Origin of the sequence: Microbacterium canaveralium, assembly GCF_047238045.1 — a bacterium.
Taxonomy (GTDB): Bacteria; Actinomycetota; Actinomycetes; order Actinomycetales; family Microbacteriaceae; genus Microbacterium.
In genome coordinates, this window is sequence record NZ_JBDFMA010000003.1 from 2,717,247 (window position 1) to 2,738,692 (window position 21,446).

Genomic DNA, 21,446 nt, shown 5'->3' on the forward strand with positions numbered 1-21,446 from the left:
TCAGTCGTGACCGAAGCGGCGTGACGCCGCGATCTGCTCGGCGACCCGTCGGAGAGCCAGGATGAGCGGCTCGACCAGCGCGGTGCCCAGGACGACGTAGCGCAGCGCCGCCTCCGGGGACTCCGTGGGGGTCGCGTCCAGTTCGGCCGCGGCGATCGCGCCGAGGTGCGAGACGTACGCATCCAGCACCGGCTCGGGGACGACGAATCCGGCGCGATCGAGCGCGGCGAGGGCGCGAGCGACCGCGGCCACCTGTGCGGGGAAGCAGTCGTCGGCGGCGCCGCCGAAGCGGCCGAGGAGCGCGAGAGCGGGTCCGAGATCGAGATCGTCGTCGTCGGCGCCAGGCGGGTTGACGGCGGCGCTGGCCGCCCCGAGCAGGTCGTAAGGGTGCTCGGGCGGGCTCTCCAGCACGGCGATGACGTTCCGCACCCCGGCGATTCCGACCCCGGCATCCACGAGCGCACGGATGATACCCAGTCGCCGGACGTGCTCCTGGCCGTAGGCCGCCTGGGTCGCGGACGTGCGCTCCCCCTCGGGCAGGAGGCGCTCGCGCAGGTAGTACTTGATCGTGGCGACGGAGACACCGCTGCGGGCGGACAGTTCCGAGATCCGCATGGATTCCCCCTTGACTCGATAGCTCTACTATCCAACACTAGATAGTGACACTATCGAGTGAGGACGAACCCATGGCATCCATCAATCCGGGTCGCATGACCCACCGGCACGACGGCGAACTCGTCGTCTTCCACATCGGGATGACCATCAACCGCTGGTGGCGGCCCGACGCGTGGCTACCCGTCTTCGGGGAGATGGGACCGATGCTGCGCGAGCTGAGCATGGACCCCGACTCGGGACTGCTCGGGTTCACGATGCTCTTCGGCCCGCGCGGGCCGTACATCGTGCAGTACTGGTCGTCGCTCGAGAAGCTCTACACCTACGCCTCGGCACCCGCACACGCGCACCGCCCCGCGTGGACACGGTTCAACAAGCGCGCGAGGAAGGCGGCGGGCGCCGTCGGGATCTGGCACGAGACGTATCTCGTCGACCGCGCCGAGTCGATCTTCGTCGCGACACCACCTATGGGACTGCCGAAGGCGACCGCGATCGTCCCCGTCGGTTCCCGCCACGACCGTGCCGCGGCACGGGCCGCCGACGGGCGCACCACCGCACGCCCGACGGTCGAACCGGCTCAGTAGGCGCTGTCGGGGTTCAGGATGCTACGCGGGTCGAACACCCGTTTGATGTCGTCGTGCAGGCGCACGACGTCCTCGCCCAGTTCGCGGCGCGCCCACTCGCGCTTGAGACGGCCGACGCCGTGCTCGGCGGTCACCGTCCCGCCGAGCGAGAGGGCCAGCGCGAAGATGTCGTCGGCAGCGCGCACGGCGGCCTCGGGCAGATCGCCGACCTGGTCGTCGACCACGATGATCGGGTGCAGGTTGCCGTCCCCGGCGTGGCCGAAGACGAAGATCGGAACCTCATGCCGCTCGGCGATGAGTTGGATGCCGCGGATCGCCTCCGCGAGCCGGCTGCGCGGTACGGCGATGTCCTCGATCAACGGCCGGCCGATCTGCTCGAGGGCCGGAAGCGCCTGGCGGCGCGCGTGCAGCAGGTCGGCGGCACGATCGGCATCCTCGGTCCACTCGTGGTGGGCCGCGGTCGGAGCGACCGCCTCGATGACGACGCCCATCTCCTCCGCCGCTCCGAAGCCGTCCGTCTGCGCGAGGAGGAGCGCGTCCCCCCGCTCCCGCAGCGCGGTGCCCTCGGCGGCGTCGATCGCCGCGAGCGTCGCGCCGTCGAGGATCTCGAGCACCGCCGGGCGCGCGCCGCTGACCGCGATGGCGGCCACGGCGTGCGCCGCGTCCTCGAGGGACGCGAAGAACGCCGAGGCGGTCGCGAGCCGTCGCGGGACCGGCAGAAGACGCACCCGGGCGGCGACGACGATGCCGAGCGTCCCCTCGGACCCCACGACGAGCCCCGCGAGGTCGTATCCCGTCACCCCCTTGATCGTGGGGCGTCCGAGGCGCACCAGCGAGCCGTCGGACAGGACGACATCGACGGACATCACGGCGTCGCGCGTCACGCCGTACTTCGCTCCCCGCAGGCCCCCGGCATTCGTGGCGATGTTCCCGCCGATCGTCGAGATGCCGACGCTGCCCGGGTCCGGCGCGTAGAAGAGACCGTGGGCCCGGGCCGCGGCATCCAGATCCGCGGTGATGACACCGGCCTCCACCTCGGCCGTACCGTCGACCGCATCGATCGCCCGGATGCGGGTGAGCTGCGAGAGGTCGAGGACGATCGTGCCCTCCCCCGCCACCGCGCCCCCCGCGAGTCCCGAACCGGCGCCCCGCGTGACGAGGGGGAGTCCGGATGCCGCGGCCCGTCGGACCGTTTCCTGGACCTCCGCGACATCCCGCGCCACGACGATCTCGGCGGGAGTGCCCACCGGTCGCAAGCCCGACCGGTCGACGGCACGGTTGATCTCGGTCGCGGTCACGCCACGTTCCGCTGCCCGAACACGACCTCGGGATCGATGCCGCGGCGCGCGACTTCCTCGCGCACCAGCGGGATGACCAGGCGCCCGGCATCCACCGCGTCGTTCAGGTCGCCCAGTGTCGGGAGCGAGACGATGTCGGCACCGAGCTCGACGTACCGCACGATGGCCTCGGCGATCGTCTCGGGCGAACCGACCAGGAGCGACGACGCGCCACCGGATCCGGCGACCCCGCGCGGGGTCCACAGGACACCGCCGTCGTGCTCCTCGGCCTGTTCCGCGATCTCGCGCAGGCGAACCGAGCCGACGTTGGTGCTGTTGATGTCCCGGACCTTCTCGTAGAACGGACGGGCCGCCTCGAGGATGCCGCGGGCCTTCTCGCGGGCGAGGGCGTCGGTCGCGGCGACGACCGGCCGGAAGGTCACCCAGAACCGGAGACGGTCGTTGCGCCCCGCCGCGCGGGCGTGGGCATAGACGCGGTCGATCTGCTCCGCGGTCTGCGCCAGCGGCTCGCCCCACAGTGCGAAGATGTCGGCGTTCGCCCCGCCCGACGCGTAGGCGAACTCGCTCGAGCCGCCGAGCGACACCGGGAGCGCACCGCCGGAGGACGTCGAGTACCCGGGGCCGAAGCCGTCGAAGCGGTAGAACTCGCCGTCGTGGGAGAACGGCTGCTTCTCGGTCCACACGCGCCGGAGCAGCTGGATGAACTCGGACGAGCGACGGTAGCGCTGCTCCTTGTCGAGGTAGTCGCCCTGGCGCGCCTGCTCGTCGTCGCTGCCGCCCGAGATGATGTGCACGAGCGCACGGCCACCTGACAGCTGGTCCAGCGTCGACAGGCCCTGCGCCGCGACCGTCGGGAAGGCGGAGTTCGGTCGTACCGCCACGACGGTCTTGAGCTTCTGCGTCGCGCCGAGAACGGTCGCGGCGAGCGCGTACTGGTCGGCGCTGGCGGAGGCGTACGGGATCAGGGTGTAGTCGAACCCGTACACCTCGATGGTGCGCGCGTAGTGGCGCAGCCAATCCACGTCGATGGGCGTGGTGAAGGTGCTCCCACCGTGGGCGGGGGCTCCGGGCGGACGGCTGCCGACCATGTTGACGAATTCGACGGGCATGGATTTTCCTTTCTCGGGAACCAGAGGGGTCAGACCGTGGCGGGCACGGCGGATCGGATGCCGCGCGGGTCGGGGACCGCGGCGACGAGGGAGCGGGTGTAGGGATGCTGCGGGTTCTCGAGAACCTCCGCGGCGGGGCCGTGCTCGACGATGCGTCCATGGCGGAGCACCGTGACGGTGTCGGCGATCTGGCGCACGAGCGCGAGGTCGTGCGACACGAACAGGTAGGTCAGTCCCCGGTCGACCTGCAGCCGCGCCAGGACGTCGAGGATCTCGGCCTGCACGGTCACGTCGAGGGCGCTCGTCGGCTCGTCGAGGACGAGCACGTCGGGTTCGAGCACGAGGGCGCGCGCGATCGCGACGCGCTGACGCTGACCGCCTGACAGCGCGACCGCGCGGCGGCGCCACAGGTGCTCGCGCAGGCCCACCGCGGCCAGCGCGGCGCGCGCTGCCTCGCGGCGCGCCCGCCGATCGCCGACCCGGTACCGATCGAGCGGCTCCCGCACGAGGCTCTCGACGTGCCACGAGGGGTCCAGCGACGTGAAGGGGTTCTGGTAGACCAACTGCAGGTGACGGCGCACCGACCGCAGCTCGGCGCGGGACCGGCCGCGCACCGATTCGCCCGCGACGCGGAGGTCGCCGGTATCCGGGGTCTCGAGCCCCAGGAGCAGGCGAACGGTCGTCGTCTTGCCCGAGCCCGACTCGCCCACGAGCGCGTGCGTACTGCCGGCGGCGACCTCGAAGGTGACGTCGTCGACCGCGCGCAGCTCCTCCCCGCCGACGCGGAAGGACTTCACGACGTCCGACACCTGCACGGCGGGGCGGGCGGGATCGATGCGGCGTTCGGCGAGCACGGCGCGGTACCGGTCGGGCGACAGCGCGGGCACGTCGGCGCGCAGCGCTGCGGCGTAGTCCGAACGCGGCGCCGTGAACACCTCCCCCACCGGACCGGCCTCCTGGATGACGCCGTCGCGCAGCACGACGAGGTCGTCGGCACGCTCGGCCGCGAGGGCGAGGTCGTGCGTGATCAGCAGCAAGCCGATCCCGAGGGATGTCCGCAGCTCGGTCAAGAGATCGAGGATGCGCTTCTGGATGGTCACATCGAGCGCGCTCGTGGGTTCGTCGGCGACGAGCAGCGCCGGCCGAGGCAGCACGGCGAGGCCGATCAGCACACGCTGGAGCATGCCGCCGGAGAGCTGGTGCGGGTACGAGCGGTACACGCGCTCCGGGTCGGGCAGCCCCACGCGCTCGAAGACGTCGAGGATCGCGGCCCGGCGGCGCGCGGCATCCCGCTCTCCGGTGAGCGCGGCGGCCTCGTGGGCCTGAGAGCCGATGGTGCGGACAGGGTTGAGCGCCGAGGCGGGGTCCTGCGGCACGAATCCCAGACGCCGCCCGCGCAGCGGACGGAACCGCGCGAGGGACAGGGCGAGGAGGTCGTCGCCCTCGAGGAGCACGCGCCCCTCGGCCTGGCCGGAGTCGCGCGGGAGGAGTCGGAGAACGGCCTTGGCGATCGTCGATTTGCCCGAGCCGGACTCGCCGATGAGGGCGAGGCTGCGGCCGCTGTGCAGGTCGAAGGAGACATCGTTCACGACGCGGCGCCCGCCGTACGACACCGACAGGTCGCGGACGGAGAGGAGAGGTTCTGTCATGGCTCAGTCCTTCGCTCGCAGCCAGCGGCTGACGCGGTTGATCGACAGCACGACGACGACGATGACCGCCGACGGGGCGTAGACGAGCCACGGGCTCGACACGAGATAGTCCTTGCCGGCCGACACCAGCAGGCCCCAGTCGGATGCCGGGGGCGGGTCGCCGTAGCCGAGGAAGGCGAGCCCCGCGATGACGAGGATCGACACCCCGAACTGCAAGACCGCGAGCGACAGCACCGACCGAGAGGCATTGGGCAGCACGTGTGTGAGCAGAACCTGCCAGCGCGAACCGCCCTGCAGCTGCGCGGCCTCGACATAAACGGTGTTCCGGACCTTCAGTGCCTCGGATCGCATGACGCGGGCGAAGACGGCCACCGCGGAGACGCCGGTCGCGATCGCCGCGTTGATCGTCTGGAAACCCAGCGAGCTGACGACGACGACGGCCAGCAGGAAGCTCGGGATCGCCAGCAGCACGTCCACGACGCGGGCGGTCACGACATCCACCAGACCGCCGAAGGAGCCGGCGACGAGCCCGAGCAGACCGCCGACGACGACCGCGATCCCCACCGCGACGAGGGCGCTCAGCACCGACGAACGCGTTCCGTAGATGACGCGCGCGAGGAGGTCGCGCCCGAGGTTGTCGGTGCCGAACCAGTGCGCCGCGCTCGGCGCGAGCAGTTTCTCGCTCGTGTCTCCCACGACGGGGTCGTACCCGGTGAAGAGCGAAGGAGCGATGGCCCACGCCGTGGCGACGAGGATCACGAGCACCGACACGACGACGGCGACGGGGATGCCACGGCGCCGACGTCCGGCGGAATCGGCACCGGTGAGGACCGGCGAGAGGACGGCGGTCATCGGACGCTCGCTTTCTCGAGGAGAGGAGTTCGGCGGGGTTCGAGCAGGGACACGCGCGGGTCGAGCACGGGGTAGAGCAGGTCGGCGAGGAGGTTCACAGCCACGAAGATGACGGCGGCGAGCGCCACGACGGCCTGCAGCACCGGCAGGTCCTGCGTGGCGACGGCCGTCTGCACGACGCTGCCGATCCCCGCGCGTCCGAACACCGTTTCGGTGATGAGGGCACCGCCGAGCAGCTCCCCCACCGTCAGCGCGATGATCGTGACGACCGGAAGCGCCGAGGGCTTGAGCAGGTGCGCGAAGAACAACCGGGCGCGGCCCAGCCCCCGGGCGTACGCGACGACGGCGTAGTCCTCGCCGAACTCGTGGTCGAGTCCGGTGATGAGCACCTGCGCGATCTGGGCGGACACCGGGATGCCGAGCGCCACCGCCGCGAAGAAGGTGGCGACCGGGGAATCCGGGTCGATCACCGAGAACAGGCTCAGCTGGAAGGCGAAGACGTTCAGCAGCAGCAGACCGATCACGAAGTTCGGCACCGAGAGGAACAGGGCCGGAACCGATCGCAGCAGCTGTGCCGCCCGGCGCGGGAGCACGTGCGTGCCGTAGGCGATGGCGAACGCGAGGACGAGGGCGACGCCCAGCGCCGACGCCGCCAGGGCGAACGTCGACGGCAGGGCGTCCCCCACGATCGTGGCCAGCGGCTGGCTCGACCTCAGGGAGATCCCGAGGTCGCCGCGGACGAAGCGCCCCACTGCCTCGACCAGCTGCACCCACACCGGACGGCCCAGTCCGTAGAACTCCACCATCTTCTGGATCTGATCCTCGGTGAAGCCGTTCTCGGGGTTGCGCAGCGTGCTCGTGAGCGGATCGCCGGGGAGCACACTGATCACCACGAAGGTCAGCACGTAGGCCAGCAGCACCACGACGACCGCTTGGCCGAGGCGCTTGGCCGCGAAGATCAGGTAGGCGGAGTTCATGTCGGGTCCTACTTCTGCAGGTACGCCGTGGCGTAGTTCGCGATCGCCACGCCGTTGTACGTGACGCCCTGGAGCTTCGGGCTCTGGACGTAGATGCGCTGGACGATCTGCGTGATCGGGACGAACAGTCCCTGCTGGAGCACGTAGGTCTGCAGCTCGTCGACGGCGGCGGCGCGGGTGTCGATGTCGGTCGCGCGGGCGATGCGGTCACGCAGGTCGTTCAGCGTCGGATCGGTCTCACCGACGCCGAACCAGTCCTCGCCCTTGTTCGCGTTCGTGAGGATGCTCGCGACCGTTCCGACGTCGATGAACGAGCGGGTGATCTCGTACAGCGGCGTGGTGGCGTCGTTCTTGACCTTTTCGCCGAAGGTCGCCACGTCGTAGGTCTGCACCGTGACGTCGAAGCCGAGGTCACCCAGCTGCTGTGCGACGAGCTCGTCGATCGAGGCGGAGGTCGCCAGGTAGGGGTTGGCGTACAGGGTCACGGCCAGAGGCTGTCCGTTCTTGGCGCGCTTGCCGTCGGCGCCCTTGACCCAGCCCGCCTCGTCGAGGAGCGAAGCCGAGGTCTGCGGGTCGTACACGAATTCGGCGGAGTGGTCGGTCGCCTCGGGGACACCGCTCTGGATGAATCCCTCCGCGGCCTGCCAGCCGTCGGTGTACACGGTGTCGAGGATCTGCCGGCGGTCGATGCCGTGCTGTAGCGCCTGGCGGACCTTCACGTCGTCGAAGGGCGCGGCCTTCACGTTGACGCGGAATCCGTTGGTGAAGCCGAGGTACCGCGGGACACCGGCGACGAAGCCCTTGTCGGTGAGGCCCGCGATCTCGCTGGGCTGCACGTTGTAGATGACCTGTGCCTGATTCGAGGTCAACGCACCGATGCGGGTGCTGGACTCGGCGACCTGCTTGTACGTGAGCGTGTCGAGGTAGGCCGGCCCGGTGTGTCCGAGAACCTCGGGACCCCAGGTGTAGTCGTCGCGCTTCTCCAGAACGACATCGTCGCCTTCGGCCCAGCTCGTGATGGTGAAGGGGCCCGAACCGGAGAAGTTGTCGAGGTTGCCCTGGTCCTGCTTGCTGAGGGCGAGCGTCTTCGGCGAGACGAGGATCGAGCCGTGGTAGCCGAGCGTCGGGATGAAGCCGAGCGTGGGGGCCGAGAACGTCACCTCGACGGTCTTCGCGTCGACCGCGGTGGCCTTCTGGTAGGTCTTCGGGAACAGGCCGATCGGCGTGATGCCCTTGTCGGGGCTGCCGAAGGCCCAGTAGTCGAGGTTCGTGACGACCGCGGCGGCGTCCAGCGCCGTGCCGTCCGAGAACGTGACCCCGTCCTTCAGATGCAGCGTGAACTCGGTGGCATCCGTGTTCTGATCCCAGCTCTCGGCGATCCACGGCGACACGGCACCCTTGTCATCGACGTAGACGAGCTTGTCGGTGACCTGGCCCCAGATGTTGCCCTGGTAGCTGGAGATCGAGCTCTCGTTGGGCACCCAGCTGGTGCCGAGGGAGTTGATCAGGAAGACGACGTCGCCGCCCTCGGTCGGCGCGGCGTCCGTCGGGGCTACGGAGGTCGTCGCGCCGGCGCAGCCGGCGAGAAGGGCGAGGGACAGGGCGAGGGCCGCGCCGAGGGCGGCTCGGCGTCGGCGTTTCGGGTGTGCAGACATGGGCTGTGGTTCCTTCGTCGGGACCGACCGCCGTACGCGGTCGGAAACTCTTCAGCGAGTCTCAGCGGGCCGCGAGGAAGCGTCCAACGACGACGGCGGATGGGAAACGATCGGCGCGGGTGATGGATGGCGAAACCCCCGGAATCCGCAGAATTCCGGGGGTTTTCGGGGGTAGCGCGCCACGTGCCGGGCGCCGCCCGTGTCTTTGCGGATGACGCCGTGTTGCGTCAGAGGCCGAGGACTTTCCGCCCCGCTCCGATGAGCGCCGAGTCCTCTTGGGGCGGGTGGACGCGCGCGGAGAGGACATCGCGCAAGTGACGCTCCGACGGGTTGGTGCGGCTGAGAGCCGGGTTGCCCAGTGCGGCGACGGCGGCCTCGACGGCGGTGATCGCCGAACGGACGATGAGGACCTTCGCCAACGGCACGCGCGCGACGGCGTCCGCGTCGCCCGCGACCGCCTTCTCGGTCAACCCGTACAGCAGTGTCTCGGCCTGCACGAGCTGCGCCTCGATCTCGCCCGCGATCGTCTGGATGCGCTCCGTCGTCGCGATCGGCCGACCCAGGCCCGCGGGGACGCGGTCGTGGGCGAAACGGAGGAAGAAGTCCTGCGCGGCGCGCGCGACCCCGACGTACAGCGCCGCGTGGGTGAGACCCAGGGCGCTCGCCTGCGCCGCCGGATCGCGATACACCCCCGTGTAGGGGATCTCGAGGAAGTGATCCGCGGGCGCCTCGACGCCGTCGTAGACGACGTCGTGGGTGGAGCTCGCCCGCAGGCCCAGGTGGTCCCACGTCGGGATGATCGTGATGCCCGGCGCATCGCCACGCACGATGAGATGCCCCACGCGTGGTTCGGGGTCGTCCGTCTTCGCCCACACCAGGTGGTAGTCCAGGCCCGTGCTGGCGGTGACGTAGGCCTTGCGTCCCGTGACGGCCCAGCCGTCCGCGGTCCGTCGGACCGTGGTCGCGGGGAGCCCGCCGCGCGCGGGGGCGCCGAGCTCGGGTTCGGCACGCGCGGTGTTGATCGAGACGGGGCGCTCCGCGGTTTCGGCGATGACCTTGTCGTACAGGTGCGCGGGCCACACGTCACGGTCGATCTGCGCGATGTGGGTCGCGAGCGTGTTCGCCACGATGAGAGCGACCGAGGGGTCGCCCCGCCCGATCGCCTGCAGGAACCGGAGCCGCTCCACGGCGTCGACCTGACCGCCGCCGAACCGTTCGCCGATCACGGCCTGGAACACCCCCGCGCGGTGGACGGCGTCGAGACCCTCGGCGGGGAAGTCGCCCGAGCGGTCGTAGCGCTCGGCGGTTTCGGCGACGGCGGCGGTGAGGGCGTCGAGGTCGACGCGCGAAAGGGTCGGGGAAGCAGTCATGCTCCCCATGCTCCGCGCGCGGGAGCGGGCGCGTCCAACAGGGATCCGCGAACCGCATCCATCGGGGTTTCCGATGAGCGGGACGCTCAGGCCGAAACGGCGTGGATGTGCCGACGGACGGCGAAGAACCCGTCGAGGGATGCCAGTGCCGCCTGCTCCACGTCGGGCTCGAGGCCGCGACGGGTGATGAGCCGTACGAAGATCCGGCCGAGATCGGGGAAGTCCCGCCGCACCACGAGTCCGGCGGGCGCGCGCCCCGCGGTGGGGAGCACGGCGACGCCGAGACCCGCGCGCGCCGCGGCGATCACGCCCTCGAGGCTGCCGGACTCCGCGGCGATGTCGACGCGTGCGCCGATGTCGCCGAGCTCCTGCAGCGCGCGCTGCCGCATCCCGCACGGCTCGACATAGGCCACCAGCGGAACGGCCTCGCCGTGAGCGGGCGGTTGCCAGGACGGCGACGCGTACCAGTTGAGCGGTAGCTCCCCCACCTCGACGCCCGCGACGGTCGAACCCGTGTCGAGCACGACGGCGAGGTCGATGGTGCCCTTCGACACGGCATCCGTCATCCGGGTCGACCGGTCGATGTGGAATTGCACCTGGCGGTCGGGGAACGCGCGGCGCAGCGTGCTGAGAAGCTCGGGGAGGATCTGTTCCGCCGCCGTCTCGGTCGAGCCGACCACGATCGTGCGCGCCCGGGTGATGTCGAGGCGTGCGAGAGCCTCGTCGTGGACGGCGAGGATGCGACGGGCCTCGGCGAGGAGCTTCTCGCCCGCGAGCGTGAAGCGCGCGCGCCGCCCGTCGCGCTCGACCAAGGGTTGCTGGAGCCGCTTCTCGAGCGAACGGACGTGCTGACTCACCGTGGGCTGGCTCATGTGGAGAGCCACCGCGGCACGACCGAATCCTCCGCACTCGTCGATGGCGACGAACGTGCGGAGTTGGATGATGTCCAAGGTCTCGGCCATTCCTGGACGATAGACGCGGGGACCTCTCGCGCGCTGGTCGGAGGTCACGCGCGTTCACATGGCATCCATCGCGCACGACGATCGGTGCCCATCACGGACCCGGCATTGCTCGGCAGCGGTCGCGCTTCCTAGGCTCGGACGGGTGCGCGCCCCCCGATCGGCGCGCAGCAGGGAGTGAGAGATGAGCGACTTCTTCGACCGCGAGGGAGACCGCGCCTACACGCGCGACTACAAGGAGACGACGCCGGACGTGCTGGCGGCGTTCACGGCGTTCAACGACAGCGTCTTCGCGCCGGAGGGTCGCGAGATCCCGCTGAAGTTCCGCGAACTCATCGCCCTCGCCGTCGCCATCACGACCCAGTGCACCTACTGCATCGACAGTCACTCGCAGGCGGCCGTGCGTGCGGGGGCCTCGAAGGCCGAACTCGCCGAGGCCGCGTGGGTCGCCACCGCGATCCGGGCGGGCGGCGGGTTCGCCCACGGCCGGCTGGCCTTCAAGCTGTCTGGCATCCACGAGAACGAAGCGGTGCACGCGCATGTCTGACGTGCTGGTCACCGCGACCGAGCTGCGCGACGCGCTCTCGGCCGGCCGCTTCGCCGACGGCGGCCCCGCGCGCGTGCTCGACGTGCGGTGGCGGCTCGACCGCCCGGACGGGCTGCCCGAGTACCGTGCCGGTCACATCCCGGGCGCGCAGTACGTCGACCTCGACCACGAGCTCGCCGCCCACGGCGAGCCGACGGACGGACGGCATCCGCTCCCTCCCGTCGAAGCGCTGCAGGACGCGGCCCGACGGTGGGGCATCGACGACGGCGACACCGTCGTCGTGTACGACGACCTGAAAAACCTCTCGAGCGCGCGCGCCTGGTGGCTGCTGCGGTACGCCGGCGTCGCCGACGTACGCCTCCTCGACGGGTCATTGCGCGCGTGGACCGACGCCGGGTTCGACGTGGAGACGGGGGATGCCGCCCTCCCGACGCCCGGATCGGTGACGCTGGCCTACGGCGCCCTGCCCGTGCTGCCGTTGGAGGACGTGGCCGAGTTCGCCGACGGTGGGCTGCTGCTCGATGCGAGAGCGGGCGAGCGGTACCGCGGCGAGGTCGAGCCCATCGATCCGCGCGCGGGACACGTGCCGGGCGCGGTGAGCGCCCCGACGACGGAGAACGTCGGCGCCGACGGCCGCTTCCACGACGCGGAGGCTCTCCGCACGCGCTTCACCGAGCTCGGCGCCCTGCCAGGGATCGACGTCGGTGTGTACTGCGGCTCCGGCGTCACCGCGGCGCACCAGGCGGTCGCGCTGACCCTGGCCGGGTTCACGCCGCGGGTGTTCCCGGGGTCATGGAGTCAGTGGTCCAACCACCCGGACCTGCCGGTGGCGACGGGTCCCGAGCCGCGCTGAGTCAGGCCCAGAGCTCCTCGATCGGCACCGCGCGGCCGAGCACGTGCTCGGCGGCCCGGTGCCCCGAGAGCAGGGCACCGGGCACGGTCGCGGGGTCGTCGCCCCATGTCGCCTCACCGGCGAGGTGCAGGACGCCGCCGACCGGCTGGGCGAGCTCGTCGTGGTCGGGGCCGACCGACCCGGGCTTCATGTAGCTGTACGACCCGCGCGAGAACGGGTCGTCCTGCCAGCGGGTGACGACGACGCTCTCGGGCTCCGGGATCCCGTCGCCGTACAGGCGGCGCAGCTGCGTCATCGTGGAGGCGGCGATCTCCTCATCGCTCCAGTGCCGCGTCGCGACGGCAGCCGGGCCCGCCGCGAACGTCAGCAGCGCAGCCTCGTCGTGGATGCGGCCCAGGTCGTACCAGGAGTGCCACCACTCGCCCTCGTCACCGAACTGGCGGATGCCGTAGACCCCGGCATCCCAGAACCGTTCGGGGAAACGCAGCACGACCTTCTCGAAAGCATTGGATGCCAGGACTCCCAGCACGCGCTGGTGGGAGTCGGGCAGCGGTGGGGTGATCGCGACATCGCCCGACTGCAGGACGCCGATGGGGAGGGTGACGACGGCCGTGGCTCCGTGGAAGGTGCCGTGGTCGGTGGTCACGGTCACGCCGTCGTCGGCCCAGACGACCGAGGTGACGACGTGCTCCAGCCGCACGTCGAGTCCCTGCGCCAGGTTGGTGGCGAGTTCGTCGTACCCGCGCGGGAACACGACCTCGTCGCCGTTGACCGTGTCGTCGTCGAGGCCGTGCGCCCCGAGCACCGACATGTGGACGCCGTACTGCTCCTCGGCGCGGCGACCGTTGTACTCGCGGACACGCTGCGCGCGCTCGGGCGCCCAGCCCCGGGCGGCGAGGGCTGCCTCCACGACGTCGGCGTAGGTGGCATCCGGGGCGGAATGCGCGATGACGTCGACGAGGTCGGCGTTGAGCGTGCGCACATCGTCGGCGAAACGGCGCACCTCGTCGGGGTCGAGTCGTTCGCCGTCAGCACCGAAGTAGGCCAGTGGCCGGCTGTCGGGCTGGTAGCCCCCGACCGTGAACTCGACCATGGGCATACCCAACGCGCGGGCGGCCGCCTCGACGGGGCTGTCGTCGATGCCGTGGATCCAGGATGCGCCGCGATCGGTGACGTGCTGTCCGTTGCGCTGCGAGTGGACGCGTCCGCCGACTCGGTCGCGCGCCTCGACCACCACCACACGACGACCGGCGCGAGCGAGCAGGCGGGCGGCCGACAGGCCGGCGATGCCCGCTCCCACGACGACGGTGTCGAACTGCTCCTGCATGACGGCTCCCTCGGGTAGACGATCGTGTCACGAGAGTAGTCCGGGCGGCCCTCGCGGCGGCGTTAGTGTGAGCGCATGATCCCGTGGGAGAACCTGGTGGCGTTCACGCTCGCCTCCGTTGTCATCATCGTGATCCCGGGACCCAGGGCGGATTCAATCGGTCGTCGCAACACCTTGACAGCGGAGGTGAGCGGTGGCGACGAAAGACTGGGTTGCGAAGACCGGCGATGCGCCCGAGGGGGTTCGTCGGCAGTGGCGCGCGGATCGGGCTCTCAGGCCGCCGATGCGTTCGCCCGGACGGCCTGCGCCCTCGAAGGCGGTGCAGCGACAGTTCTGGCGGCTGATCGCGACGGGCATCACGTCCGCGGAAGCTGCGATCGCGGTGGGCGTGTCCGTGCCGGTCGGGATGCGCTGGTTTCGCCACGCTGGCGGCATGACGCCGCTGAGTCTGACCGAACCGTCGGGCCGATACCTGTCCTTCGAAGAACGCGAGGAGATCGCACTCATGCGCGCGAAGGGCAAGGGCGTGCGCGAGATCGCGCGTGAGCTGGGCCGGGATCCGGGAACGATCTCCCGGGAGCTGCGGCGGAACGCGGCGACGAGGAGCGGGAAGTCGGAGTATCGGGCGTTGGTGGCGCAGTGGAAGGCGCAGGAGTCGGCGAAGCGACCGAAGGTCGCGAAGCTGGTCGTGAACGACGCGCTGCGTGAGTACGTGCAGGACCGTCTCGCGGGGAAGGTGCGCCGGCCCGACGGCACCGCGGTCGAAGGGCCGACGCCGCCGCCCTGGAAGGGGTTGAACAAGCCGCATCGGGCGGACAGGTGCTGGTCGCTGGCATGGAGCCCGGAGCAGATCTCCCACCGGCTGAAGATCGACTTCCCCGATGATGAGTCCATGCGCATCAGCCCCGAGGCGATCTACCAGTCGCTGTTCATCGAGGGCCGCGGCGCGCTCAAGCGCGAGCTGGTGGCCTGCCTGCGCACCGGGCGAGCGCTGCGTCAGCCGCGGGAACGGTCGCGGAACAAGCCGCAGGGGCATGTCACCGCGGACGTCGTGCTCTCCGAGCGTCCCGCCGAGGCTGCCGACCGCGCGGTTCCCGGGCACTGGGAGGGCGACCTGATCATCGGCACCGGTCGCTCGGCGATCGGGACGCTCATCGAGCGTTCCAGCCGGTCCACGATGCTGGTGCAACTGCCCCGGCTGGAGGGCTGGGGCGAGCAGCCCGTGGTGAAGAACGGGCCCGCGCTCGGTGGTTACGGCGCTCTCGCGATGAACGCCGCACTGGCCGCGTCGCTCACCACGCTGCCCGTCCAGTTGCGCCAGACCCTCACCTGGGATCGTGGGAAGGAACTCTCCGGGCATGCGCAGCTCACCCTCGATACCGGCACGAGAGTGTTCTTCGCCGACCCGCACTCGCCCTGGCAGCGCCCGACGAACGAGAACACCAACGGGCTGCTGCGGCAGTACTTCCCGAAGGGCACCGACCTGTCGCGGTGGTCGGCCGAGGACCTCGAAGCGGTCGCTCTCGCGCTCAACAACCGGCCCCGGAAGATCCTCGGCTGGCGCACCCCGGCGGAGGTGTTCGCCGAGCAGCTATCCTCGCTTCAACAGCCCGGTGTTGCATCGACCGGTTGAACTCGCCCAGTGTGCTGTTCGTGATCGGCCGATCGATCGCGCTGGGGCGCCGGGCGGGAGTGCTCAGCGTGGTCGGCAACTCCCTCGGCACGATCCCCGCGGTCGTCGCCGTGGCCTTCGGCGTGGGGGCGATCGTGGCGTCGTCGGTCGTGGCGTTCACAGTCGTCAAGGTCGTCGGCGCGGTGTACCTCGTGTGGCTCGGCATCCAGGCGATCCGGCACCGCCACGACGTCCGCGCGGACGCGACGGTGCGCCCGCGCTCGTCGTGGACGCTTCTGCGCCAGGGCATGGTCGTCGGGATGACGAACCCGAAGACGATCGCCTTCTTCGTGGCGGTTCTGCCGCAGTTCGTGTCGCCGTCGGCGGGCGCCGTGTGGGCACAGCTGCTCCTGCTGGGGCTGCTGTTCCAGGTCATGGCATTGCTCTGCGACAGCGCCTGGGCACTCGCGGCCGGTACCGCGCGAGCGTGGTTCGGTCGATCGCCGCGACGAATTGCTGGGCTGGCGGGGACCGGCGGGGTCATGATGATCGGCCTGGGCGGAGCGCTGGCGTTGACGGGCGCGAAGGCATAGTCCGCGGCGGGGCGCAAAGGCGCCGTCCACGGACGGACGCGAAGGCACAGTCCGCGACGGGGCGCGAAGGCGTCGTCCGCGGCCGGGGCGCGAGGCCTAGGCCGTGTTGATCAAGTCTGATTTGATCCAGATGAGCGTGGCGGCGAGGCTGACGGCGGCTCGGTAGCTGCGGAGGAGTTTGTCGGAGCGCATCGCGATGCCGCGCCACTGCTTGAGCCGGTTGAAGCAGCGTTCGACGACGTTGCGGCCCTTGTAGCGTTCCTTCTGCTGTTCGCCGAAGTCGATCGGCCGGCCCGGCTTCTTGCGGCGGTGCGCGACCTGGTCATCACGCTCCGGGATGGTCGCGGCGATACCGCGGTCGCGGAGCCAGGCCCGGTTCGCCTTCGACGGGTACCCCTTGTCGGCGAGCACCCGGTCCGGTCGGGTCCGTGGCCTGCCCTTCCCGTCGCGGGGGACGCGGATGTCCTCGAGTACTGCGGTCATCATCGTGGTGTCGTTGATGTTCCCGCCGGTGATCATCATCCCCAGCGGCCGGCCGCGACCGTCGCAGACCAGGTGCAGCTTGGTCGTCAACCCGCCACGGGAGCGTCCGATCCCGTGATCAAGCGGCTCGAACCACGGATTCTTGTGATTCGGCAGAGCCCCCTGTGTCCCGCTTCAGGGTCGCGCCGTGCTGACCTGGAGTCCCGCGGGGTGGTGGTCTTTCGGGCCCGCGGCGTCGTGACCGCGACGGGGTGAGCCATCGTGCGATGGTCAGTGAGAACGACCAAGAACTCACACAGAAAGACGACACCGCACGATGGCTCTTGACCAGTCTGCCCTCCTCGAGCTGCTCGGGGAACTGAAGCTCACCGGCACCACCGACCGCATCCGAGCCGCGACCGAGCGGCTCTACCAGGAGCTGATCGACGCGGAGACAGCCGCATTCATCGGCGCCGCCCCCTACGAGCGCACGAGCGAGCGCACGACTACCCGCAACGGTTCCCGGCCGCGGGTGCTGTCGACCACGGCTGGGGATCTGGAGTTGCGGATCCCGAAGTTGCGGCAGGGGTCGTTCTTCCCGTCGCTGCTGGAGCGGCGCCGCCGGGTCGACCAAGCCTTGTTCGCGGTCGTGATGGAGGCCTACCTCCACGGCGTCTCAACCCGGAAGGTCGATGACCTCGTCAAAGCGCTCGGCGCTGACACTGGCATCTCGAAGTCCGAGGTGTCCCGCATCTGCCAAGGGCTCGACGCCGAGGTCGCATCGTTCCGCGACCGCTCGCTGTCTGACATCGCCTACCCCTACGTGTTCCTCGACGCGACCTACTGCAAGGTCCGCATCGACCACCGTGTCGTGTCCCAGGCGGTCGTCGTCGCGATCGGCGTCGCCGCTGACGGGCGGCGGGTCGTGCTGGGCTTCGATGTCGGAGACAGCGAGACCGAGGAGTTCTGGAAGCAGTTCCTGCGCTCGTTGAAGACACGAGGTCTGGGCGGGGTGAAGCTGGTGATCTCCGACGCCCACGCCGGACTGAAGAAGGCCGCAGCGACCGTGTTGCAGGGCGCCGCCTGGCAGCGCTGCCGCGTCCACTTCATGCGCAACGTCCTGACCGCCCTCCCGAAGGGCCGGCAGGAGATGGTCGCCAGCGTGATCCGCACGATCTTCGCCCAACCCGACGCCGAGCACATCGATGCCCAGTTCGACGAAGTCGTGCGCATGATCGAGCGCGTCCACCCCAAGACCGCCGTGATGCTCACCGACGCCCGTGACGACATCCTCGCGTTCAAAGCGTTCCCCGCCCGGCATTGGCGACAGATCTGGTCCACGAACCCGCTGGAACGCCTCAATCGGGAGATCAAGCGCCGCACCGACGTCGTTGGCGTGTTCCCGAACAACGCCGCCCTGCTCCGCCTGGCCGGCTCCGTCCTCGTCGAGCAACACGACGAATGGGAAGCCGCCGACCGCCGCTACTTCTCCGAAGCCTCCATGACCGAGCTCACCGCGACCACCCCCACCATCGACGAGGCGGTGATACTCCCCGAGATCACCGCCGCCTAAACTAACGACAGCTGATCATCGCAACGAAGCGAAAGACCACCACTCAAACGGACGCGGCCCCGTGCTGATGCACACGAGCGATCGTGGAGTCGATCGAGACGACCCAGTCGATCTTCCCCGCGGCGTCGGCCCGCTTCTGCACCTCGGCCAGCAGCTTCTCCCAGGTGCCGTCCACGGCCCAACGGTTGAACCGCTTGTAGATCGAGTTCCACTTCCCGAACCGCTCCGGCACATCCCGCCACGGAGCCCCGGTGCGGTACTTCCACGCCATCCCCTCGACAGCCAACCGATGATCCGCCCACGGCCTCGACCTCCCGGACACCGTCGGCATCAACGGCTCCATCACGGCCCACACCTCGTCAGAGATCTCCTGTCGCGTCACCGCTCAAGACTCACCCACCGAGGAGCGAAACCTCTTGATCAACACGCCCTAGGCGGCCGGCTCGCATTCCCCCGCCTCCCACGGGGGCGGGTCTTCTTCGAACCGAACGCCTACCACGTCGGTGGCGAGCGGGTACGGCACGGGGTGGTCGGTGTAGACACGGCCGGTAGGAGAAGTCCATTCGAGGAGCCCTCCGTCGAGTTGTCGAACGTTCCAGCGGGTGAACTGCTTCTGGGTGTGATGGCGTTGGCACAGGCAAGCGAGGTTGCTCACGTCGGTGTTCCCGCCGAGCGCCCAATCCGTGGTGTGGTCGATCTCGCAGCGAATCGCGGGTGCTGTGCACCCCGGCCATCGGCAGCCGCGATCGCGGGCCCTGAGATGGCGGTCGATGGCTGCGGTGCGGGCATAGGTGTCGGTGCGCAGCACCGCCCCAGTGACGGGATGCGTAACGACTCGATCCCAGGGAAGGGAAGTGGACTCGGCGAGCGCGCGGGCGGTGTCCGCGTCGATGGGGCCGCGGCCCACCAGGTCCGCCGGGGCGATGTTCTCCCGTGAAGGCCTCAGCACTGTCAGCGCGGGCACGATGACCTGGACCCTCGCGCGGATCTTGCCCAGGGTGCCCGGCCCGTCGCCCGGTCGAGTGGGGTCGAGCGTGGGGTCGCCGGTGAGGAGCATGTCGGCGAAGACGTCCGCACGGATCTGATCCATCGTTCGTGTCTCCGCGGCGTGCGGAACGGGCGCGACGGTGGTGTCACCGTGTGCTGACCCGTCACTCTCCACGCGGTTCCCGTCCCCCGCGCTCACCTCCCGGCCTGCCTCCCAGATGACCCGCGCCTGCTGGGTCATGCGGTCATGGATCGCCTCGGCGATCACCGTCGGTAATGTCGCGATGAGATCGGACATCCCGTCGGAGCCGGGAATCACCCGAATGCACCGCAATCGCCGGCCGGCGCGGTGGCGTTCGGTGATCGTCTGTGGATGCAGACTCTGCGCGGCGACGGCGAGCCGGTTCTTCAATCGGCCCGGGCTGGAAACCTCGGCCGCCGACGCCACGGCGACCCGGTCGAACTCCGCTCGGGCGTCCAGCGGAAGCTCGGCCCCGGCATCCGCAATCACCCGCACGTGTCGTCGCGAGATCGCCCCGGCCTCCCACGCCCCCACGGTCAACGGATAGGACTCCACCAGAATCATCGCCTCGCCAATGTCTCGCTGCACCGTGCGATCCGATACCCGACATGCCGCGCCGATCTCCGAGGCGACCTCCCTCATCGCCATGTCCGACTCGCGAGCAGACGATCGCGCCGGCCCGGTGGCATCCACAGCGAACTGCCCCGCCGCAGCCAGCGCCCGAACCCGGGCGGCTTCGGCCGCCGCCACCGCGGCCTCTGCCGCGACGACCTGCTCAACGAGGCGCGCGAGCATGCGCACATCGCCCGAGAGGCCCGCAGGATCCGGCCCGGAACGCGCAGCAGGCGACCGCGCGGGCCGACCTGCCGCGCGGCGTGCGCCCGAGTCAGGCAGCGATCCCGGTCCGTGATGCCTGCCGGGGTCCGGCTGCGGCTCGGGCGACGTCGGGGCGACATTCGAAGACATGTTCGAAGATTACTCGACCCGACAGATATTTCCCAGGCCTAGGGCCAAATTTGTGGAGAGGTCACGCCATTGGAGGGCTGTGGAGGAACCGTCAGCGAGGGAGATCCGCCACCCACACCACGCCGCGCGCCGGTGCGGGGGCCGTCGCTCTGGGGGCGCTGGGGTGGGTGTGCTCACTCTGAGGGTGCTCGGGGTGCGGCCGCGGGGGGGTGTGCGGCGTGGGGTGCCGCTCCCGGGGGTGTCACTCCGGTGGTGTCACTCCGGTGGTGTCACTCCGGTGGTGTCACTCCGGTGGTGTCACTCCGGTGGTGTCACTCCGGTGGTGTCACTCCGGGCGTGTCGCTGCCGGGGGGGGGTCGCTTCGGGCGCGTTCCGCGATCGGGGGCCGTGATGAGTCCGCAAACAGACGAAGGGCCGGTCGAGGAGTGTCGACCGGCCCTTATCCCTGCACCAGAGTGTCCTGCAATCACATGTCGGTAGCTGCCACAGCAAAACAACTACCGTGCGAGCACTCTATAACGGTGAGATAACGGAGAGGAAGAGGGCGCCGTTATGTTTTCGTGATTCATAACTGGTTCATCAGATCGGCGCGTGGCGCGACGGTGGCGTGCTGGTGGTTCGGCTGCGAATCGACTCGCGGTGCGGCGGTGCGGCTGTGCTGCGGGTGGTGGTGCTTCTGCGCGGCCGCACCCACCCCGGCCACACCAACCACCGAGGCCGCCCCCACCCCGGCCACACCCACCCCGGCCGCCCCCACCCCGACCGCACCCACCGAGGCCGCACCCGTCGCGGACGCGGGAGGATGGGCACGTGAAAGATGAGGATCTGACCGACCCCGACGGGCGCCTCGTGCTCGTGCGTCACGGCGAGACCGAGTGGAGCCGCACCGGTCGCCACACGGGGCTCACCGACATCCCCCTGACCGAGACGGGCGCGTACAAGGCCGAACTCGCGGGGACTCTGCTGGCGACGCGGCACTGGGATCGCGTGCTCACGAGCCCCCTGGAGCGGGCGGTCGAGACCGCGGCGCGTGCCGGGTACCCGCAGGCCGAGATCGAGCCGCGCCTGGTCGAGTGGGACTACGGCGCCTACGAAGGCCTCACGACCCCCGAGATCACCGCGCAGCTGGGGCGCCCCTGGACCATCTGGCAGGCCGGTGCCCCCGCGGGCGCCACGCCCGGCGAGACCGTCGAACAGGTCACGGCCCGCGCCGAGTCCCTCCTCGACGAGCTACGTCCGCGAGTCCGCGCCGGCGAGCAGGTGCTCCTGTTCTCGCACGCCCACTTCCTGAGGGCGCTCGCCGGCGTCTGGCTCGGCCTCACGGCCGCGGGCGGCCGCTACTTCGTGCTCGGGACGTCGGCGGTCAGCGAGCTCGGGTTCGAGCACGGCTCCGAGGTCATCACGCAGTGGAACCACGTGCGCGGGCGCTGATCTCCCGC

General features: G+C 70.2%; 20 protein-coding genes. 7 read left to right on the top strand and 13 right to left on the bottom strand.

The window, feature by feature from the left end:
- A complete protein-coding gene (locus ABC271_RS14085; RefSeq protein ID WP_412925462.1) occupies positions 1 to 615 on the bottom strand; it encodes a MerR family transcriptional regulator in 615 nt (204 codons plus the stop codon).
- Between the two features lie 71 nt (positions 616 to 686).
- Between ABC271_RS14085 and ABC271_RS14090 the strand changes: the two genes are divergently transcribed.
- On the top strand, positions 687 to 1,196 hold the full coding sequence (locus ABC271_RS14090; protein ID WP_412925463.1) for a DUF4188 domain-containing protein: 510 nt from the start codon (positions 687 to 689) through the stop codon (positions 1,194 to 1,196).
- On the opposite strand, the gene ABC271_RS14095 is transcribed toward ABC271_RS14090, so the two are convergent.
- From ABC271_RS14095 to ABC271_RS14130, 8 genes are all read right to left on the bottom strand, one after another.
- Positions 1,190 to 2,494: an FAD-binding oxidoreductase gene (locus ABC271_RS14095; RefSeq protein ID WP_412925464.1), complete on the bottom strand. Its 1,305-nt coding sequence runs from the start codon at positions 2,492 to 2,494 to the stop codon at positions 1,190 to 1,192. The genes ABC271_RS14090 and ABC271_RS14095 overlap by 7 nt on opposite strands.
- Positions 2,491 to 3,603: an LLM class flavin-dependent oxidoreductase gene (locus ABC271_RS14100; protein ID WP_412925465.1), complete on the bottom strand. Its 1,113-nt coding sequence runs from the start codon at positions 3,601 to 3,603 to the stop codon at positions 2,491 to 2,493. Before ABC271_RS14100 ends, ABC271_RS14095 begins: the two co-directional genes overlap by 4 nt.
- Before the next feature lie 29 nt (positions 3,604 to 3,632).
- A complete protein-coding gene (locus ABC271_RS14105) occupies positions 3,633 to 5,252 on the bottom strand; it encodes a dipeptide ABC transporter ATP-binding protein (RefSeq protein ID WP_412925466.1) in 1,620 nt (539 codons plus the stop codon).
- Positions 5,253 to 5,255: 3 nt separating this feature from the next.
- Entirely contained in the window at positions 5,256 to 6,104 is an 849-nt protein-coding gene (locus ABC271_RS14110; protein ID WP_412925467.1) for an ABC transporter permease, read from the bottom strand.
- Positions 6,101 to 7,081: an ABC transporter permease gene (locus ABC271_RS14115; protein ID WP_412925468.1), complete on the bottom strand. Its 981-nt coding sequence runs from the start codon at positions 7,079 to 7,081 to the stop codon at positions 6,101 to 6,103. Before ABC271_RS14115 ends, ABC271_RS14110 begins: the two co-directional genes overlap by 4 nt.
- An 8-nt stretch (positions 7,082 to 7,089) precedes the next feature.
- Complete coding sequence (locus ABC271_RS14120; RefSeq protein WP_412925469.1) at positions 7,090 to 8,736, bottom strand: ABC transporter substrate-binding protein; 1,647 nt, start codon at positions 8,734 to 8,736, stop codon at positions 7,090 to 7,092.
- A gap of 227 nt (positions 8,737 to 8,963) precedes the next feature.
- Positions 8,964 to 10,106: an acyl-CoA dehydrogenase family protein gene (locus ABC271_RS14125; RefSeq protein ID WP_412925470.1), complete on the bottom strand. Its 1,143-nt coding sequence runs from the start codon at positions 10,104 to 10,106 to the stop codon at positions 8,964 to 8,966.
- 86 nt (positions 10,107 to 10,192) lie between these two features.
- A complete protein-coding gene (locus ABC271_RS14130) occupies positions 10,193 to 11,068 on the bottom strand; it encodes a LysR family transcriptional regulator (RefSeq protein WP_412925471.1) in 876 nt (291 codons plus the stop codon).
- 181 nt (positions 11,069 to 11,249) lie between these two features.
- On the opposite strand from ABC271_RS14130, the gene ABC271_RS14135 reads away from it, so the two are divergent.
- Together ABC271_RS14135 and ABC271_RS14140 are read left to right on the top strand one after the other, a co-directional pair.
- Complete coding sequence (locus tag ABC271_RS14135) at positions 11,250 to 11,612, top strand: carboxymuconolactone decarboxylase family protein (protein WP_412925472.1); 363 nt, start codon at positions 11,250 to 11,252, stop codon at positions 11,610 to 11,612.
- Complete coding sequence (locus tag ABC271_RS14140) at positions 11,605 to 12,465, top strand: sulfurtransferase (RefSeq protein ID WP_412925473.1); 861 nt, start codon at positions 11,605 to 11,607, stop codon at positions 12,463 to 12,465. The genes ABC271_RS14135 and ABC271_RS14140 overlap by 8 nt, the downstream gene beginning before the upstream one ends.
- A gap of 1 nt (position 12,466) precedes the next feature.
- Here the strand turns inward: ABC271_RS14140 and ABC271_RS14145 are convergent, their stop codons facing one another.
- Positions 12,467 to 13,792 carry a flavin monoamine oxidase family protein gene (locus ABC271_RS14145; RefSeq protein WP_412925474.1) on the bottom strand — a complete coding sequence of 442 codons (1,326 nt, stop codon included), beginning with the start codon at positions 13,790 to 13,792 and terminating at the stop codon, positions 12,467 to 12,469.
- A 283-nt stretch (positions 13,793 to 14,075) separates the two neighbouring features.
- Here ABC271_RS14145 and ABC271_RS14150 point away from each other — a divergent pair, with 283 nt between their 5' ends.
- Positions 14,076 to 15,425, top strand: coding sequence for an IS30 family transposase (locus tag ABC271_RS14150; protein WP_459564428.1), 1,350 nt, complete (start codon positions 14,076 to 14,078; stop codon positions 15,423 to 15,425).
- Positions 15,422 to 15,997 carry a LysE family translocator gene (locus ABC271_RS14155; protein ID WP_412925475.1) on the top strand — a complete coding sequence of 192 codons (576 nt, stop codon included), beginning with the start codon at positions 15,422 to 15,424 and terminating at the stop codon, positions 15,995 to 15,997. The genes ABC271_RS14150 and ABC271_RS14155 overlap by 4 nt, the downstream gene beginning before the upstream one ends.
- Before the next feature lie 96 nt (positions 15,998 to 16,093).
- On the opposite strand, the gene ABC271_RS14160 is transcribed toward ABC271_RS14155, so the two are convergent.
- Entirely contained in the window at positions 16,094 to 16,636 is a 543-nt protein-coding gene (locus ABC271_RS14160; protein WP_412926173.1) for an IS5 family transposase, read from the bottom strand.
- Positions 16,637 to 16,796: 160 nt separating this feature from the next.
- On the opposite strand from ABC271_RS14160, the gene ABC271_RS14165 reads away from it, so the two are divergent.
- Entirely contained in the window at positions 16,797 to 18,032 is a 1,236-nt protein-coding gene (locus ABC271_RS14165) for an IS256 family transposase (protein WP_046746337.1), read from the top strand.
- 43 nt (positions 18,033 to 18,075) lie between these two features.
- Here the strand turns inward: ABC271_RS14165 and ABC271_RS14170 are convergent, their stop codons facing one another.
- Positions 18,076 to 18,414, bottom strand: coding sequence for an IS5 family transposase (locus ABC271_RS14170; RefSeq protein WP_412925476.1), 339 nt, complete (start codon positions 18,412 to 18,414; stop codon positions 18,076 to 18,078).
- Positions 18,415 to 18,462: 48 nt separating this feature from the next.
- Positions 18,463 to 19,836 (bottom strand): HNH endonuclease signature motif containing protein, encoded by a 1,374-nt coding sequence (locus ABC271_RS14175; RefSeq protein ID WP_412925477.1) that lies wholly within the window; start codon positions 19,834 to 19,836, stop codon positions 18,463 to 18,465.
- A 981-nt stretch (positions 19,837 to 20,817) separates the two neighbouring features.
- Here ABC271_RS14175 and ABC271_RS14180 point away from each other — a divergent pair.
- On the top strand, positions 20,818 to 21,438 hold the full coding sequence (locus tag ABC271_RS14180) for a histidine phosphatase family protein (protein ID WP_412925478.1): 621 nt from the start codon (positions 20,818 to 20,820) through the stop codon (positions 21,436 to 21,438).
- The last annotated feature ends 8 nt before the right edge of the window (positions 21,439 to 21,446 follow it).

What these genes read in the sequence shown, in the direction of transcription:
- ABC271_RS14090 (WP_412925463.1), top strand. Translation starts at nt 687, where the DNA reads ATGGCATCCATCAATCCGGGTCGCATGACCCACCGGCACGACGGCGAA.
- ABC271_RS14085 (WP_412925462.1), bottom strand. Translation starts at nt 615, where the DNA reads ATGCGGATCTCGGAACTGTCCGCCCGCAGCGGTGTCTCCGTCGCCACG.
- ABC271_RS14125 (WP_412925470.1), bottom strand. Translation starts at nt 10,106, where the DNA reads ATGACTGCTTCCCCGACCCTTTCGCGCGTCGACCTCGACGCCCTCACC.
- ABC271_RS14150 (WP_459564428.1), top strand. Translation starts at nt 14,076, where the DNA reads ATGCGTTCGCCCGGACGGCCTGCGCCCTCGAAGGCGGTGCAGCGACAG.
- ABC271_RS14105 (WP_412925466.1), bottom strand. Translation starts at nt 5,252, where the DNA reads ATGACAGAACCTCTCCTCTCCGTCCGCGACCTGTCGGTGTCGTACGGC.
- ABC271_RS14115 (WP_412925468.1), bottom strand. Translation starts at nt 7,081, where the DNA reads ATGAACTCCGCCTACCTGATCTTCGCGGCCAAGCGCCTCGGCCAAGCG.
- ABC271_RS14110 (WP_412925467.1), bottom strand. Translation starts at nt 6,104, where the DNA reads ATGACCGCCGTCCTCTCGCCGGTCCTCACCGGTGCCGATTCCGCCGGA.
- ABC271_RS14100 (WP_412925465.1), bottom strand. Translation starts at nt 3,603, where the DNA reads ATGCCCGTCGAATTCGTCAACATGGTCGGCAGCCGTCCGCCCGGAGCC.
- ABC271_RS14145 (WP_412925474.1), bottom strand. Translation starts at nt 13,792, where the DNA reads ATGCAGGAGCAGTTCGACACCGTCGTCGTGGGAGCGGGCATCGCCGGC.
- ABC271_RS14130 (WP_412925471.1), bottom strand. Translation starts at nt 11,068, where the DNA reads ATGGCCGAGACCTTGGACATCATCCAACTCCGCACGTTCGTCGCCATC.
- ABC271_RS14120 (WP_412925469.1), bottom strand. Translation starts at nt 8,736, where the DNA reads ATGTCTGCACACCCGAAACGCCGACGCCGAGCCGCCCTCGGCGCGGCC.
- ABC271_RS14140 (WP_412925473.1), top strand. Translation starts at nt 11,605, where the DNA reads ATGTCTGACGTGCTGGTCACCGCGACCGAGCTGCGCGACGCGCTCTCG.
- ABC271_RS14175 (WP_412925477.1), bottom strand. Translation starts at nt 19,836, where the DNA reads ATGCTCGCGCGCCTCGTTGAGCAGGTCGTCGCGGCAGAGGCCGCGGTG.
- ABC271_RS14135 (WP_412925472.1), top strand. Translation starts at nt 11,250, where the DNA reads ATGAGCGACTTCTTCGACCGCGAGGGAGACCGCGCCTACACGCGCGAC.
- ABC271_RS14165 (WP_046746337.1), top strand. Translation starts at nt 16,797, where the DNA reads ATGGCTCTTGACCAGTCTGCCCTCCTCGAGCTGCTCGGGGAACTGAAG.